Consider the following 16723-nt stretch of genomic DNA (forward strand, 5'->3'; position numbering starts at 1 on the left):
CGTGGCGCAGCTGCGGCGCGGCCGCTCCGGCGGCGCGGCCCCGGTGGCGCGCACGTGTCCGCGCTGCGGCGTTCGCGTCGCCGAGGGTGCCCAGTGGTGCCCGGGCTGCAGGGCCCCGCTGCAGGCGTTCGAGCTCGTCACGGCGCGGGTCGTCACCGGCGAGAAGGCGGCGGCCGACGGGCCGTTGCACGCGCTCGTTCGCGCCGACCTGTGCGTCGGGTGCGGCACCTGCGTGGCCGCGTGTCCCGAGCCGGGCGCGATCCAGCTGGTGAACAAGGTCGCCAAGGTCGACCTGGACCTGTGCAAGGGCCACGCGTCGTGCGCGGCCGCCTGCCCGGTGAACGCGATCGTCGTGACCTCCGGGGCCGCCGTGCAGACGGTGGAGGTGCCCGAGCTGAACACGAACTTCGAGTCCGTCGCGATCCCGGGCCTGTACGTGGTCGGCGAGCTGGGCGGCCGCGGACTCATCAAGAACGCCATCAACGAGGGCCGCCTGGCCATGGAGCACGTGGCGGCCTCGCTGGCGGAGGATCCGTTCCGCGGCAACACCACGGGCGGCGTCCACGACGTGATCGTGGTGGGAGCCGGCCCGGCCGGGTTGTCCGCCGCGCTCGAGGCCATGCACCAGGGCCTGCGCTACGCGGTGCTCGAACAGGGCACGCTCGCGGACACCATCTCCAAGTACCCGCGCCAGAAGCTGCTGTTCGCCGAGCCGCTGCGCGTGCCGCTGTACGGCAACCTGTGGATCGCCGATGCCTCGAAGGAGTCGCTGCTGCAGTGCTGGCAGAACGTGATCGAGAAGACGGGACTGCGCATCCAGCAGCACGTGCGTGTCGAGTCCATCGAGCCCGGCGAGGGCGGCTTCCGCGTCACGTCGGGCGCCAGGGTGTTCCGCGCGCGCCGCATCGTGCTGGCCATGGGCCGGCGCGGCACGCCGCGCCGGCTGGGCGTGCCCGGCGAGGACTTGGACCACGTGCTCTACGACATCGTCGAGATGGAGGAGTTCGCGGGCCGGCGCATGCTGGTGGTCGGCGGCGGCGACAGCGCGATCGAATCCGCGCTCGGGCTCTCGATCCAGCCCGGCGCCTCGGTGACGCTCTCCTACCGCGGCGGCGAGTTCAGCCGCGCCAAGGAGCGCAACCAGAAGCGCATCGCCGACGCGGTCGCGGCGAAGCGCGTGGCGCTGCTGCTCGAGAGCGAGGTGCGCGAGATCCGCCGCGACCTGGTGGTGCTCGAACACCAGGGCGCGCCGCGCCTGCTGCCGAACGACGCCGTCGTGATCCGCATTGGCGGCGAAGCGCCGTATCCCTTCCTCGAGCGCCTGGGCGTGCGGATCGTCTACAAGGAGATCCCGTTCGCGACCGGCGCGGCGAAGGCGGGATGAGCAGGTGCGCCCGCGCCGCGACGTGCGCCGCCCTGCCGCCCTTGCGGCGCTGGCGATCGCGCTGGCCTGCGTTCTCGGTCACGCGCCGGCGCGCGGGCAGGTATCGCCAGGACCGCTGGCCGCGGCCCACCACGATCTCGAGGGCAATCGCCAGTGCTTTCAGTGTCATCCGCCGGCCGGATCGGGCGGGCGAATGGACGACCGCTGCCTCGCCTGCCACGGCGAGATCGCGTCGCTGCGCTCGCAGAATCGCGGACTCCACGCCCGCGTCACGACGCAGAAGTGCGCGCAATGCCATCCCGATCACGGCGGCAGAGACTTTCAGCTGGTGGTGTTCGCCGAGGGCTCCCCGGCCACGTTCGACCATGCGCGCGCGGGCTACGCGCTCGAGGGCGCCCACGCCCGGCTCGAGTGCCGCTCGTGCCACAGCGTCGCCAACCAGCGCGATCCGGTGGTGGCGCGCATGAAGGCGAAGGATCACGCCCGGAGCTGGCTCGGGCTTCAGGCCCAGTGCGCGAGCTGTCACGTCGATCCGCATCGCGGCCAGCTCGGGCTGGATTGCGCGGGTTGCCATGCGATGGCGGCGTGGAAGCCGGCCGAGCGGTTCGATCACGCGAAGACCGACTATCCGTTGACCGGCAAGCACGCCACGCTTGCGTGCGCGAGCTGCCATCTGGCGGCGAACGTCGTCACCGCCAGCGACGCCGCCGGGCATCCGCTGCCCCAGTGGAAGCCGCTCGCTCACGAGCAGTGCTCGTCCTGCCATCGTGACCCGCACGCGGGACGCTTCGGACCGGAATGCGCTCGCTGCCACGTCACCGACGACTTCCACACGCTTCGCGAAGGCGGCTTCGATCACGACAAGACGCGCTATCCGCTGCGCGGCCGGCACGCGACGCTGGCCTGCGCCCAGTGTCACGATCCCAGGACCGCGTTCGGTGCGAAGCCGGCGTTCGCGCGCTGCCTGGACTGTCACCGCGACGCGCACGGCGGCCAGGCGATGCGCGGCGGCGCGGTTCGCGATTGCGCGGACTGCCACGACGTGAACGGTTTCCAGACGTCGACGTTCACGGTCGCGGCCCATGGCGCAACGGGCTTTCCGCTGGTCGGCGCGCATGCACGTGCAAGCTGCGCGAGCTGTCACGGGAAATTGCCCGCCGGCGCCGCCGGCGCCATGGGCTCGGCGCGGGTTCCCCTGCATCCTCCGCATGCGGAATGCACGGATTGCCATGCCGACCCCCATCGCGGGCGGTTCGCGGCCGGCGGGGCGCGCGCCCGGAACGAGGGCTGCACCTCCTGTCATGGCATGGAGCATTTTGCACCCTCCCGGGTGGATGCCGCCGTCCACGCGGGCTTCGCCTATGCGCTCGAGGGCGCTCACCGGGCCGTGCCCTGCGCGGGCTGCCACACCGAGCTGGCCGCGTCGCGGCCGGCCGGCTTCTCGAGCCTCAAGGGCACGCCTCAGCGGGCGCTCGCCTTCAGCGACGCGCGCCGCCGCTGCGCCGAATGTCATCGCTCGCCCCATGGCGACCAGTTCGAAGCGCGCAAGGACCACGGCGCGTGCGAGAGCTGCCACGGACTCGACGCGTTCGCGCCCGCCAGCCGCTTCGACCACGATCGCGACGCGTCGTTCAAGCTCGAGGGCGCGCACGCCAAGACCCCCTGCGCACGCTGCCATCCTTCCGCTCGCGCCGCCGACGGAACCCGGCGCGTGACCTACCGCCCGATCTCGGGTCGCTGCGAGAGCTGCCATGCGACCCAGTGATCGGTTACGCCTCGGCCTGGGTGTGGCGATGCTGGTGGCGCTGCCGCTGGTCGCGAATCACGCGCGATCGCTGGCCGCGGTGGCGAGCAGCGTCGACAACCCGCACGGCTCGTTCAAGGAGGAGTGCGCGCTCTGTCACGACGCGAAGGGCTGGAAGCCGGCGCGCATCAGCCCGAAGTTCGACCACTCGAAATTTGGCTTCCCGCTCACCGGCGCCCACGCCGCGGCCGAGTGCCGGACCTGTCACGAGACCCTCGAGTTCAAGCAGTCGAAGACGCTTTGCATCTCCTGCCACGAGGATCCGCATCGCGGCGAAATGGGCGCCGATTGCGCGCGCTGCCACGGCGCGCGCAGCTTCGTGGATCGCGGGCCGATGGTGCGGGCGCATCAGCTGACGCGCTTCCCGCTCACCGGCAGCCACGCCGCGCTCGACTGCGAGAGTTGCCATCCGCCCGCGGCCCAGGGACAGATGCAGTTCGTCGGCACGCGCGCCGAGTGCGAGAGCTGCCACATGAGGGACTACGACGCCACCCGCAATCCCGACCATCGCGCGGGCGGCTTCCCCACCGATTGTTCGCTGTGCCATCGGCCGATCAGCTGGAACGGCGCCTCGTTCGATCACAACAAGACCGCGTTCCCGCTGACCGGCGCGCACAGGACCGTGGCCTGCGCGCAGTGCCATGGCGACGGCGTCTATCAGGGCAAGTCCACCGCCTGCGTCTCGTGCCATCTCGGCGACTACAACGCCACCAACAACCCCGCTCACGCGGGCGCGGGATTCACGACCCAGTGCGCGAGCTGCCACACCACCGCTGCCTGGCAGCCGGCCAACTTCGACCACGACACCAGCTTCTTCCCGATCTACTCGGGCACCCACAACGGCCGCTGGTCGGCGTGCTCCGACTGCCACACCAGCGCCAGCAACTACCTGGTCTTCACCTGTCTGTCGTGCCACCCGCACGACAGTCAGACCCAGACCGACTCGAATCACAGCGGCGTCCACAACTACCAGTACAACAGCCAGGCCTGCTACAGCTGCCACCCGCGCGGCAGGGCGGGATGATCCGGCCGGCCGCGATTCTCTGCGCGCTCGCGCTGCTGCCGGCGGGGCCGGCGGTTGCGCGCGCGGCGTCGGGCTCCCCCGGGCCGGCCGCCGCGGCCCTCGGCCGCGCCCACGTGATCTACCTGGCGGGCGCTTCCGTGTACGTGGACGCCGGGCGCGCGGAGGGCCTCGGCGAGGGCGACACGCTGGTTGTCCGCCGAGCGGGACTCGAAGTGGCACGCTTGCGCGCCGGCGTCGTGTCGACGCACCGCTCGTCGTGCGACACGCTGGTCACGCGCGGCGAAATCAAGCTCGGCGACGAAGCCGGCTTCGCGGTGCGCGCGGCGACTCGCGACAGCCTCGCTGCGCCGCCGGCCGCCCCGCTCGCGGCCGCCGCACCCGCCGGCGCCAGCCGCATGCCGGCGTCGCGCGCGCGACCGTGGGCCACCGGCCGCGTCGGAGTGAGCTGGCTCGCGGTGCGTGACGCCAGCAGCCGCTTCGATCAGCCGATGCTCGATCTGCGCTTGGATGGCGGCGGCGACGGCGCCTTCATCACGTCGGTCGACCTGCGCGGGCGTCAGACCACGCAGGTGACGGGCTCCGGAAGCTCGCGCGACGTCGAGGCCCGCTTCTATCGCGCGTCGATCACGATGCGGGAGCCGAGCGAGCGCGTGGCCCTCACGCTCGGGCGGCTATCGTCGCCGTCGCTCGCGCCGGTCAGCATCTTCGACGGCGCGCTGCTCGAAGGCGGGAGTCGCCGCCTTCGCGTCGGCGCCTTCGGCGGCACCCAGCCCGATCCGGAAGGCATGCGCCTCTCGAGCACGATTCGCGAGTTCGGCGGATACCTCGAGGCCCGCCAGGCACCGCTCGCACAGCGCCGGTGGGACGTCGGTCTCGGCGCGATCAGCTCGTACGATTCGTCGCAGACCAATCGCGACTTCATGTTCGCGCAGGGCTTCTTCCAGGACCGGCGCTTCTCGGGCTCGATTCTCCAGGAAGCCGACTTCGCGCGCGGCTGGAAGCGCGCGCAGGGCGAGCCGGCGTTCTCGTTCACCAGTACCTACGCGAGCGCTCAGATGATCGCCTCCCGCTGGATCTCGTTCCAGACCGGCTTCGACAACCGGCGCAACGTGCGGTTGTGGCGCGACCACCTGACGCCCGAGACCGAATTCGACGACCGCTTCCGACAGGGCGTGTGGGTGGGCGCGAGCGCGCGCCTGCCGCAGGGGTTCGGCGTGTCGGCCGACCAGCGCTGGCGCGCCGGGGGCGGCGATCTCGCCAACACCACCACGCTCGGCGCCGAGCTCCAGCGCCCGACCTGGAGCGGGTTGTCGCTGCGCGGGCGCTGGTCCGACTACCAGGGGCCCCCGATCCAGAGCAAGCTGCTCTCGGGCTCGATCGGCATGCAGGCCGTGCGACTCCTCCACGTGGAGGTGGCGGGTGGCCAGCGGCGAACCGACGACGCCGCGGGAGGCGGCTCTGACCTCACCCACTGGTGGAGCTCGGACCTCGACTTGACCCTTGCGCGCCTTTGGTTTGCGAACTTCTCCTATCAGAGCGAGCGCAGCGAGTTCGTCCACACCATCGAACTCTGGGCGGGACTCAGCCGCCGCCTGTAGCGCGCCCGCAGCGCCCCCTTGATCCCCGGGAGCGCCCTGCCGATAACTCCGGCATTCACTTCGTCGCAGGATCGCGGCGTTTGACTTCCATGGAGGGTGCCGTCAGCGTGAAGGTCGTGACCGCCCAGTGGATCTCGCGTGTCGCGCTGGTAGGGGCGTGTGTTTTCATCTCGGGTTTTGGTCAGGACGACATGACCCGGCAGGCCCTTCCCGGCCCGAGTCCGCGCTTCGTGCGGCCGCCCGGGGCGCTGCTCGCCGAGGATTTCTCGGGCGACCTGAAGCAGTGGGAAGCCGATCGGCCCGAAGCCTGGAAGGTCACCCACGGACTCCTGCGCGTCGACCTCCCCGATGCCAAGCAGGAGCGAGCCTTCCTCTACGCCGGCTCCGAAGACTGGACCGACTACGCCGTGGACCTCGATGTCTGCGGCATGCGCGGAGTGGACAAGGGCGTCGCGGTGCGGATCCAGGGGCTCACCGGGCTCGCGGTGGACCTGCGCGGTCCCGGTTACCAGGACGTGGTGCTCAATCGCCGCGAGTGGAACATGGGGCGTGCCGCGGTCCTCAACGCCAACGGCTCGTGGAACCACATCCGGGTCGAGGTGCGCGGGCCCCGGGTGCGGGTGTTCGTGAACGGCGACCTCAAGATCGACAGGACCGATCCCCACAACGCGCGCCCGCAGGGCCGGATCGCGCTCGCCGGCTACACCGGCGGCGTCGGGCAATGCACGGTCTACTACGACAACATCGTGGTGACGGAGCTGCGCGAGCAGGCCGAAGCGCGCCCCAATCGTTGAGGGCTGGCCGCCGGCGAGCGAGCGGGCCTATGCTGGCCGCTCCATGACGCCCCGAGCTTCCCGCGGCGGACCGGAATCCGCGGTCTCCTCGCTCCTCAATCTCCCGCCCTGGCTGCTCGCCGCGCTCCCCGGCTGCGCGGTCGCGCTCGGCGTCTCGCTGCCGCTGGTGCTGCTGGTGATGGCGCGCGCCGCCGGCGGACCATTCGCCTTCCCGCTCGATGACTCGTGGATCCATCTCAACTACGCGCGCAATCTCGCCGATCACGGCGCCTTCACCTATTTCCCCGGGGATCGCACCAGCGCCGGCTCGACCGCACCCCTGTTCACGCTTCTGGAAGCGATTGGCTTCAAGCTCACGCACAACGAGTTCGCGATCGCGCTGACGCTCGGCCTGATCGCGCAGCTGGTGTTCCTGATCGCGCTCGCCGCCTGGGCGTCGAGGCGGCTCGGGCATCCGGGCTGGGCGGCGCTGGCGGTGGCGATGGTCGCGCTGGATGGGCGCTTCGCGATCCTCGCGGCCTCGGGCATGGAGACCAGCCTGTTCCTGGCGCTGATGGCGCTGGCGTTCCTGGGCTGGTCGCGGGGGGACGTGACGCGGGCCGCGGCCGCGGCGGGACTCGCGGTGTGGGTGCGGCCCGAAGCCATCGTGCTCGCCGGCGTGTTCGCGATCGACGCGTTGATCGAGCGGCGGGCGCGGCGGCGTCCGGCCGCTGCGGTCGGACTGTTCGCGGTGGTGGTCGCGGCCTACGCGATGTTCAATCGCGCCACCGGCGGCGTGGCGTTTCCCAACACGCTCGCCGCCAAGGCCGCGTTCTACGCCGGCCGTCCGTTCGGCGACTTCCTGCGCGACGACGTCGGCGCCACTTTCGCGGCCGGCTGGCTGCTGCTGATTCCATTCGCGATCTTCCAGGCGGTGCGCGAGGTGCGCCGCATGCTGCAACCCCGGCCGCCGCTCCCGCCGGGTCCGGATCCGCCGTTCGACTCGACCGTGATGCGCGCCGATCTCGGCTGGGCGCTGGCGCTGCCGCTCGCCTACGCGATCGTGCTGCCCATCTCGCATCGCTTCAATCGCTATCTGATTCCGGCGCTGCCGGGGCTCGCGATCGCCGGCGTCGCGGGGCTGCGCGCGACGATCGCCGCCGCCACCTGGCGCTTCAAGCCGGTCTACTGGCGGTTGGTGGCGACCTCGGCGGCGCTGGTGCTGCTCATGTTGCAGGCGTTCTACTTCTCGTCGGCGCCGGCCGAATACGTGCGCGTCTCGCATTATCACGCGGTCCGGCACGTCCGTGCGGGCCGCTGGCTCGCCGAGCACACGCCGCGCGACGCCGTGGTGGCGGCGCACGACGTGGGCGCCATCGCCTACTACTCGAAGCGCCGCGTCGTGGACATGGCGGGGCTCGTGACCCCCGAGGTGATTCCGCACCTCCACAAGCCCGACTACATCGCCTTCCTCGACAGCCTGTTCGCGCGCCAGCGCGTCACCTATCTCGCCGTCCTCGAGGAGTGGCAGCCGGTGGACAATCAGCTCCCGGTGTTCGAAGCCGATCCCGAGCCCGAGGTGCTGCACATCTACGAGTGGCGCCGGGGCGCGACGCATCTGCTCGCGCCGCAGGTCCGCTCCGATCTGAACGACGCCGCGGCAGCGCTCGCCGCCGGGCAATTCGAACGCTCCCGAACGCTGCTCGAACGCGTCTTCGATGCCGACAGCACCAGCGGCAGCGCCTGGATCCTGGCCGGCGCATTCGACGAGCGCGGCGGTCGCGCGGCCGAGGCCGAGCGCGACTACCGGCGCGCCGTCGAGCTGTTTCCCGAATCGCCGGCCGCGCGGGGCGGCTACGGGATGACGCTGGTTCGCGCCGGGCGGATTCCCGAGGCGCAGGCGGAGCTCGACACCATGCTCGTGCTGGATCGCTTCTCGCCTCAGGCCGCGCTGCTGCGCGACGCGATCGAGCGCGCGACGAGGGCGCCGTGATCGCGGCGAAGCGCGTCGCGCGGGCGCTGATCTGCTCGGGCGCCGGCTCGCTGACGGCGCTGGTGGCGCTCCAGGCCGGTGCCTGGCTCGGCGGGGGCGGCGAGGTCGCGAATCCCGCCGCGGTTTCCGCCTCGACGTCGCCGGTCGAGCGCGGCGTCGCGATCGGTCGCACCGGGCTCGTGATGTTCCCGCTGCTCTGGGCGCTCGCGCTGCTGTGGGGCGGACTCGTCACCTGGCCGCTGCGACGCCTTCGAAGCCAGACCCTGGCGCTGTATGTGGGCGTGGGCGTGCTGCTCGGCCTCGCGCTCGGCGCGCTCGGCATCGGCTCGATGCGGCTGATCGGCGCCTCGCCCCTGGCGACTCCGCGCGCAGCGGTGGTGATGATCGCGTTCGCGTCGGGCGGCATGGTGGGATTCGCGGCCTACTGGCGTTGGCGGCGGAGCGAGCGAACCGGCTAGAGCCGGCGCCTCAGCGCCGGCGAAGCCGGGGGGACTGCTCGGGATCGCCGAGCAGCACGAAACCCGCCCAGTCCCGGGTGTCGCTGCCCTGCGCGCGCAGCTCGCGTTGCGCCATCGCCAGCGCCAGCGCCGCCCCACGTCCTTGCTCGAGCGATCGGTAGAACCGTTTCGTGAACTCGGCGCTCGCCTCGTCGGTCACCGGCCACAGCGTTCCCACCACCGCGCCGGCGCCGGCGGCAAGGAAGGCGCTGGCGAGCCCCCGATCGGCTTCGAGGCCGATCGCGTGCTCGCCGGCCGACGAGCATCCCGACAGCACCACCAGCCTCGAGCTCACGCGCCCCGTATCGAGATCGCGCGTGCGCAGGTAGGCGTCGTCGCGAGCCGGATCGCCGAACAGCACCCCGGCGTTCCAGGGATTCTCGGCGTCATCGGCGAAGTGCGCCGCAACATGAATGCAGCTGAATCGGGGCGCCGAGCCCAGCGCTCGTGTCGCCTCGGCGCTCGAGCGGGGCATGCTTACGATCACGGGGGCGTAGCGCCCCGCGAGCCAGTTCGATTCCTCCTTCACTCCGGGAAGCCGGCGTGCGCGCGCGTCGCCGGCTCCGGCCAGCACCAACAAGGGCTCCTCGCCGCGGTTCGGATGGGGCGAGCGAACGATCGCCAGCGCCTCGAGCGAGGGGACGGTGGCGAACTCGAAGTTCACCAGCGCGGGATCGGCGCTGCCCGGAACGCGGAGCAGTCCCCAGGGAATGCCCGCTCCGAGCCCGCCGTCGCTCACGATCACCCGCCGCTTTCCAGCGAGCAGCTCGCGGATCGGGCCCCACAGGGTCTCGCCGAGCTCGACCGCGGCCCGATCCTCGAAGGCTCGATCGGAGGATTGCGGGCCGACCAGCAGCTCGCGAAATCGATCGAGCCGGTCGCGAAGCGCTGCCGCGTCGGAGAGCCGGGCGAGCCGAAACTCGGTCCGCGACAGTGCGAAGACATAAATGCTGTCGCGTTCCGGATGCACGTCGAGGAACAATTCGCCTTCCCCAAGCAGGTCTTGAGCGAACCGGCGCGCGTCGCCGATCGCGAGCGGCGCGCGGCGGATGGCGCGTTCGCTGAAGGTCCGCGCTTTGAGCCGCTGCAGCTCGGCGAAGGCCGCCGCCTCGCGATCCGCGCGCCGCTCGCCCGGTTCGCAGGCGAGCAGGGCGCGCGCCAGGCCCGGCCAGCCCTCGGCCGCCGGACCGAACGGCGCCTCCCGCCACTCCGCGGAGCGAATTCCGCTGCGCGCCTTTTCCCACAGGCGAATCGACTCGAGCGCCTCGCCGCGGGCGTTCGCGACATCGCCCCGGCGCAAATGGCCCTGCGCCATCGAGAGCAGCACTGCGGCGCGCAAGTACTGTCCGCCGGGTCGCAGTGAATCGATGCCGCCCAGGATCTCGCGCCAGCGCTTCATCGCCTCGTCGGGCCGGCCATGGTTCGAGAGGATTTCCGCCGCGGTGTTGCTTACTGAACGAGCGAAGTCGGACGTGCCGTGCGCGAGACCTCGAGCGACCCAGTCGTCGAGCAGGTGCACCGCTTCGTCGACCTTGCCGTCGTCGGCCATCATTCGGGCATAGTTCGTGACCAGGCTATAGCTCGGCGAGAGGTTGGCCGAATCCAGCACCGCCCAGGCCGTGAAGATGTGTTGGCGCGCCACCTGGCGCCTGCCCTGCTGGATTCGGGCTGCGCCGAGGTTCTCGAGCAGGGATCCCCGCGCGTCGGCCGGCATGCGCCGGTCGAGAGTATCGAGCTCCGCCTGAAGCAGACTCGCGGCCTCGCCGGACCGCCCGAGCCGGATGTACGCCGCCCCGAGATTGACCGAGGTGACGAGCCGGCCCTTTCGGTCACCCGCCTCGCGCAGCAGCTCGATCGCCCGCTCATAGAAGGGGATGGCCTCGCTGGGATCGCCGATCTCGATTTCCATCACCGCCATGTTGTTGAGCGTGTAGGCCTCGTTGAGCCTGTCCCCGTTGCGGCGGCACTCGCGGACCAGCGCGATGTTGACGTTGCGCTGTTCGTCGAATCGGTAGAGCTCCCCGAGCGCCCGCGCGAGCCCGACTCGGGCGATCCGCCGCGGCACCACGTCGCGCGCAGGCGAGAACAGCTGCAGGGCGGCCAGATAGCCCTGCCGCGCGGATTCCGCCCGGCCCGCCTGGACCTCGAGGTAGGCCAGGTTCAGTCGCGCTTGAGCCTCGAAGTAGGATTTGCCCCCGGCGCGGGACAGCTCGAGGAGTTGTCCGAGCCGCCGGCGGGTGCCCGCGGTGTCCGGGGTGAACAAACTCGAGAGCGCGAGCCCCGCCAGCGCCCGACACTCGAGCAACGTGTCGCGGTCCTGACGGGAGCGCGCGAGGGCGCGACCCGAAAGGGCGGCGACGCGATCGGTGTGGCCATTGAGCGCCAGCACCAGCGCGCGGTAGGAACCCGACACGATCTGCAGGTCGGAGTCGGCCGGCGCCCCCGCCTCGATGCGATCGAGCCGGCGAAGCAGCGAATCGAGCTGGCCGTGGCCGAACAGCGTGTCGCAGGGCACGAACGTCCCGGCCAGCCGGCGCGAGGGCGTCATCGGGGTCGAAGCGGCCGGCGCGAGCACAGGCATGAGGAGCGCGGCGGCCAGCAGACAGAGGATACGGCGCATGGGCGGTGAGAATACCCGCGCCTCGCGCCCCGCGCGCGGCCTCCCCACGCTCGCGGCGGCGAGCGCGATCAGCCTCGCTTCGGCACCCGTCCCGCCACCACCGGCACCATCCACACCGCGTAGCGGCCCGGGTCGCGGACGATCGCGATCATTTGCTCGAAGCATGCGGTAACGTTTTCCGCGCTGCGGCCGGAGTATTCGCTGATCGATTCGATGTAGCCGTCACGCCACGCTTCGTAAATGGCCGCAAACGTCTCGCGTGGCACGCGCAGATTGTCGACGATCACGTAGTCCACCGTGATGTCCTCGAGGCCGAGGGTCTTCATCACCGCGTACGTGTTGCGACCGGCGAACAGGTCGGTGTGGGTGCGCTCGCCGAACCGGTTGGCGGTTTCGTACCAGAATTCGCGCAGGTCGAGCCCGCCGCTCTGGAAGTGCAGCATGTCGTAGTCCTCGGGCAGCAGGTGCAGCCAGCCTCCCGGCCGGGTCACGCGCGCGAGTTCCGCGACCACGCGATCGTAGTGCGGCACCGAATGCAGCACGTGCCGGCAGACGGTGAGGTCGTAGGTCGCGTCGGCCGCCGGCAGCTCGAAGACGCTCTGGTGCTCGAACGACAGCCGCGGCGCGAGCTTCGCGAAGCGCTCACGCGCCATCGCCAGATGGTGATCGAGGATGTCCACCCCCAGCACCTTCGCCAGCGGGTACAACTCCGCCAACCGCGAGGAGACCTCGCCGGTGCCGCAACCGGCGTCGAGAATGCGGATCTCGGGTGGCAGCCCATAGCGGCGGAACAGATGCACTTCCTGCGGCCAGATCGCTCGGGCCTGCGCGGCGAGTGTCCGCACCATGGACTCGTCGGCCATCTGCTTCGCCTGGGGATTGAGATCGGTCACTTCGTGCTCCTCGCGGGATGGGGGCCGGCTGGCGGTACAGATGCGAGGCTTCGATTCTATCCGAACGCATTCGTCGCAACCGGACGGGCGCGGCGTTCGTATTCGGTTCGTCACCCCTCGAGGAGGTCCTCATGCAAGGTCAGATCGAACGGCTGCTTCCCGTGCTCGCCCAATGGGGCGCATGGATATTCGGCGGGCTGCTGCTGCTGTCGCTGCTGGGGATCGCCCGGCTCGGCCGCGGGCGGCGCTTCCTGGTCCCGGCGCATGCCTCGGCGCGCGTCGGATCGATCCTGTTGCTGCTGGTGGCGCTGCTGTCGGGTCTCGCCCTTTATGGCGTGGCCGGCCCGATGGCGCCGCTCCTCGCTCAGGTGCACGCCGTGATGGGCGTGGTCGGGCGCCCGGCCGGAGAGGTCGCGTTCCACGAGGTGGCGACCGACTCGACGCGGCGCCTGAGTGAGCTGCGCGGCCGCGTGGTGGTGCTCAACCTCTGGGCGACGTGGTGCAACCCGTGCCGCGCCGAGCTGCCCGAGATCGCGCGGCTCCAGCGCGACTACGCTTCACGCGGGCTCGTCGTGCTCACGGTCTCGACCGAGGATCGCGCGCGGCTGCAGCGCTTCGCAGCGAAGTACTCGTACGGGACGCTCAACGGTTACCTGCCGCGTATCGACTGGCTCGATGTGCCGGGCCGGCCGCTCAGTCTGGTGATCGATCGCGACGGCGTGGTGCGCGACTGCTTCATCGGCGCGCGGCACTACGCCGAATTCGAGCGCTCGGTGAGTCGCTGTCTGTCCGCGAGCACCTAGGGATCGTCCGCAGGCGCCCGACGATCGCGCTGCGGGGCGCTCCCGCTTCGAAAACACCGGACCGCCCGCGTACGGATGTCGCGGGCGGTCCGATTCGTCTCCTCCCCTGGGTGCTGCTACCAGCCCGCCTTTCCATCAGCGGGGGCAACCGAATATCTCGAGAAGTGCTGGAGCGGCGCGCTGACCGTCTTGTGGTTCAGGTCGACCGTCGAACCTGCAACCGGTTCCCAGCCACCGGTGGAAGGGTTGAACCAGAACACCACGTAGCTCGCGAGCTGGTCGGCCGGCACGTTGCGGCAGTCGAACGTCAGCGTGACCGGCGTCGCGAAGTGGTTCTTGTCGGCCGGGGTGATGCCGAGATCGCACTCCGAGCTGCCGGACCCGGCCACCGAGATGCTGATGGTGGCGTTGCCGTCGATCGCGCCGGCCGGTACGTCCACGCGCCACAGGCCGTTGGTGAGCGAGCCGCCGACCCTACCGACGACGTCGAGGGTCCGCACCACCAGCTTGACGAGGCCGCCGACCACACCGCCCAGCGTCGAGCCCACTGTCGAGATCAGGCCCGAGGACTGGCTTGCCGAGCCGGGGCTCGCGGCGACGCCGGAATCCGAGAGGGAAGATGCGGTGGGAGCGGTTGGCGCGTGGCCGCAGCCAAAGGTCGCCACGATCAGAACGGCGCCCACCAGCATGGCGCCAATGACACGACGGAACGACTTCATCGCGGGGCTCTCCTCAAGGGACCAGGAAGATCGCCTGCACCCGCGGGCCTCGGGTGGGCGACGGAATGGAGACCTACAGGTACAGGATCCGTGCCCGCGGAAACCGGCGCCCGCCGGCCTGCGGCTCGCTGCAGGTCGCACGCGGAGAAGTCTTGTCGCACGGCCGAAATTGCAGATTTCGAGCCCTCGAGGGCGCCCAGGACGAGCGGTTGCGGAACCTCACCCGACGGCTGGGAAAAGGTCCCCAGCGGAGCGCGACGCCGGCAAGTGGCTGCGAATGCGCCTCGCGAGAGCGGCTTCTTGCGGGCACGCCCGTGCCGAAGCAAGATGCGGCATGCTCGTCGAGCCAACCGCCCGGAGGCCTCACGCCATGACACTCTGCCGTCCCAGCCCGTCTGCCGGTTCGCGCGCCGCGCTCGCCTGCGCCGTAGCCGCGGCCACCCTGCTGATGGTCGGCTGCTCGACCAAGTCCGACCGCTACGATGAATCGAGGATGGACCTTCATCCGAAGCCGGCGAGCGTCGACACCGTGCGCCACACCGGGCCGTTTCTGTCGGGCGAAGCCCTCAGCATCGTCCCCGATCCGGGGAAGCTCGGCGCCGAGCCGGTCAAGACCATCCAGCTCGACGTGGTGGACCGCATCATCGAAATCGCGCCGGGCGTGAACTTCGCCGCCTGGACGTTCGGCGGCCACGTGCCCGCGCCGGTGGTGCACGCGCGGGTCGGGGATCGCATCCGCTTCAGCATGACCAATCGCAGCGACGAAGCGATGCCCGGCCTCGCGACGTACCTGATGCCGATGATGCATTCCATGGACTTCCACGCCGCGATGGTTTCTCCTCAGGACAAGTACCGCTCGATTGCCCCGGGGCAGACCATCTCATTCGAATTTCAGCTCAACTACCCGGGCGTGTTCATGTACCACTGCGGCACGCCGATGATCCTCGAGCACATCGCCTCGGGCATGTACGGCATGCTGATCGCCGAGCCGCGCGAGGGCTATCCGACCCACGTGGATCGGGAGTACGCGGTGATCCAGAGCGAGTTCTACACGCGGCTCGATCCCCAGCACCGGACCGTCAACGGCAAGCCGCTCTTCGTGCTCGACACCGATCGCGTGCGCACCAAGGCCTCGACCTACACCGTGTTCAACGGCGTCTACAACGGCATGATGGATCACCCGCTGATGGCGAAGCCCGGCGAGCGCGTGCGGCTGTTCGTGCTCAACGTCGGCCCCAGCAACACCTCGAGCTTCCACGTGGTCGGCACGATCTTCGATCGAGTGTGGATCGACGGTAATCCCGACAACCAGTTCCGCGGCATGCAGACCGTGCTGCTACCCTCGAGCGGCTCGGCGATCGTCGAGCTGAAGATCCCCGAGAGCGGCAAGTACGTGATGGTGGATCACCACTTCGCGAACGCCTCGCAGGGCGCGATCGGCGTGATTGACGCGACCGGCGGAACTCCCGAGCTGCGCCCCGAGCCGCTCGAGCATCACAACATTGCGGCGACCGCGAGCCCGGCCGATCCCCAGACGCTCGCCGGCAAGACCCTGTTCGACAGTCGCTGCGTCGCCTGCCACAGCATCGGCAAGGGCCGCGTGGTGGGCCCGGATCTGCTCGGCGTGACCGAGCGCCGCGACGAACGCTGGATCACGAGCTGGCTCCGCTCTCCGGAAATGATGACCGCCCACGACGACACCGCGAAGGCGCTGCTCAAGCGCTACCTGATCCAGATGCCGAATCAGAACCTGACACCGGGCGAGATCCAGCAGCTCCTGCTCTACTTCCGCTGGGCCGGCAAGAACCCGCCGCCGGCCGGGGCCGACACCACCGGCACCGGGAGCGCGCCGTGAGAGCTCGCGCGTTGCGAACGGCTGCTCGGCCGGGTGCCGCCGTGTTGCTCGCCGCTGCGGTGCTGGCGGTGCGCGCCGCGATCGCGCTCGCCTGCAATGCCTGCCTCGAGGACAAGATCGCGGCCACCTACGACTGGCAGGTGGTCTCGGCGGCCAGGGCACGCGGTCACGTGGTGCTGTTCACGGCGATTCGCGGCTCCGTCGCCCCTGGAGACTCGGCGCTGCCGCGCAGGCTGGCGCGTCAGCTCGGCGGCGTCGCCGGCGTGGATGCCGGAACGCCACGCGTCTCGCTGGCGCCGCCGGCGGCCTCGTTCGCGTTCGATCCGGCGAAGAATTCGCCGCAGCAGTTGATCGCCGCGATCAACGCGCGGCTGAAGACCGGCGGATTGAGCCTGAGCGTGGTGCGAGTGGGCGCGCCGGGAGACGTGGGGTCGCTCGCCTCGCGACCGACTCCGCCCGCTACTTCCCGCGCCGCTCCGCCAGCAGTCGCAGACCGTTCAAGATAACCACCACGGTGCTGCCCTCGTGGCCGCTCACCGCCACCGGCAGGCGGAGCGCGCCGAACGGCGTGTGCTGGCCGAGGAACACCCAGGTCACGAGCAGCGCCATGACGCCCACAGCGATGGTCACGTTCTGGATCACGATGGCGCGGGCGCGCCTGGCGAGCCGCATCGCGAACGGCAGCGCGGTGAGATCGTCCGACATGAGCACCACGTCGGCGCTCTCCATCGCGGCGTCGCTGCCGATCCCGCCCATCGCG

General features: G+C 70.6%; 14 protein-coding genes. 10 read left to right on the forward strand and 4 right to left on the reverse strand.

Going from position 1 to position 16723, the window contains the following annotated elements:
- The 7 genes from VMJ70_14070 to VMJ70_14100 form a co-directional block, all read left to right on the forward strand.
- The coding region (locus VMJ70_14070) for an NAD(P)-binding domain-containing protein (protein HTO92252.1) at positions 1–1384 on the forward strand (1384 nt) is incomplete at its 5' end.
- A gap of 4 nt (positions 1385–1388) precedes the next feature.
- On the forward strand, positions 1389–3149 hold the full coding sequence (locus VMJ70_14075) for a hypothetical protein (GenBank protein ID HTO92253.1): 1761 nt from the start codon (positions 1389–1391) through the stop codon (positions 3147–3149).
- Positions 3136–4212: a hypothetical protein gene (locus VMJ70_14080; protein ID HTO92254.1), complete on the forward strand. Its 1077-nt coding sequence runs from the start codon at positions 3136–3138 to the stop codon at positions 4210–4212. Before VMJ70_14075 ends, VMJ70_14080 begins: the two co-directional genes overlap by 14 nt.
- Entirely contained in the window at positions 4209–5810 is a 1602-nt protein-coding gene (locus tag VMJ70_14085) for a hypothetical protein (GenBank protein ID HTO92255.1), read from the forward strand. Before VMJ70_14080 ends, VMJ70_14085 begins: the two co-directional genes overlap by 4 nt.
- A 107-nt stretch (positions 5811–5917) precedes the next feature.
- Positions 5918–6604, forward strand: coding sequence for a family 16 glycoside hydrolase (locus VMJ70_14090; GenBank protein HTO92256.1), 687 nt, complete (start codon positions 5918–5920; stop codon positions 6602–6604).
- A 43-nt stretch (positions 6605–6647) separates the two neighbouring features.
- Positions 6648–8576 (forward strand): tetratricopeptide repeat protein, encoded by a 1929-nt coding sequence (locus VMJ70_14095; GenBank protein ID HTO92257.1) that lies wholly within the window; start codon positions 6648–6650, stop codon positions 8574–8576.
- Complete coding sequence (locus VMJ70_14100; GenBank protein HTO92258.1) at positions 8573–9034, forward strand: hypothetical protein; 462 nt, start codon at positions 8573–8575, stop codon at positions 9032–9034. The genes VMJ70_14095 and VMJ70_14100 overlap by 4 nt, the downstream gene beginning before the upstream one ends.
- Positions 9035–9044: 10 nt before the next feature.
- Here VMJ70_14100 and VMJ70_14105 read toward each other — a convergent pair whose 3' ends face one another.
- Both VMJ70_14105 and VMJ70_14110 read right to left on the reverse strand, forming a co-directional pair.
- Complete coding sequence (locus VMJ70_14105; GenBank protein ID HTO92259.1) at positions 9045–11693, reverse strand: CHAT domain-containing tetratricopeptide repeat protein; 2649 nt, start codon at positions 11691–11693, stop codon at positions 9045–9047.
- 68 nt (positions 11694–11761) lie between these two features.
- Complete coding sequence (locus tag VMJ70_14110) at positions 11762–12586, reverse strand: class I SAM-dependent methyltransferase (GenBank protein HTO92260.1); 825 nt, start codon at positions 12584–12586, stop codon at positions 11762–11764.
- 131 nt (positions 12587–12717) lie between these two features.
- Between VMJ70_14110 and VMJ70_14115 the strand changes: the two genes are divergently transcribed.
- Entirely contained in the window at positions 12718–13389 is a 672-nt protein-coding gene (locus VMJ70_14115; protein HTO92261.1) for a TlpA disulfide reductase family protein, read from the forward strand.
- A 116-nt stretch (positions 13390–13505) separates the two neighbouring features.
- Here the strand turns inward: VMJ70_14115 and VMJ70_14120 are convergent, their stop codons facing one another.
- Positions 13506–14108, reverse strand: a complete 603-nt coding sequence (locus tag VMJ70_14120) for a hypothetical protein (GenBank protein HTO92262.1) — start codon at positions 14106–14108, stop codon at positions 13506–13508.
- A gap of 370 nt (positions 14109–14478) precedes the next feature.
- Between VMJ70_14120 and VMJ70_14125 the strand changes: the two genes are divergently transcribed.
- The gene (locus VMJ70_14125) at positions 14479–15963 is read left to right on the forward strand and encodes a multicopper oxidase domain-containing protein (GenBank protein HTO92263.1); all 1485 of its coding nucleotides are present in this window, start codon (positions 14479–14481) and stop codon (positions 15961–15963) included.
- Between the two features lie 41 nt (positions 15964–16004).
- Positions 16005–16469, forward strand: a complete 465-nt coding sequence (locus VMJ70_14130; protein ID HTO92264.1) for a hypothetical protein — start codon at positions 16005–16007, stop codon at positions 16467–16469.
- Here the strand turns inward: VMJ70_14130 and VMJ70_14135 are convergent.
- A partial coding sequence (locus tag VMJ70_14135) for a heavy metal translocating P-type ATPase (protein ID HTO92265.1) occupies positions 16423–16723 on the reverse strand: 301 nt, incomplete at its 5' end. The genes VMJ70_14130 and VMJ70_14135 overlap by 47 nt on opposite strands.

The organism is Candidatus Sulfotelmatobacter sp. (assembly GCA_035498555.1).
Taxonomy (GTDB): Bacteria; Eisenbacteria; RBG-16-71-46; order RBG-16-71-46; family RBG-16-71-46; genus DATKAB01.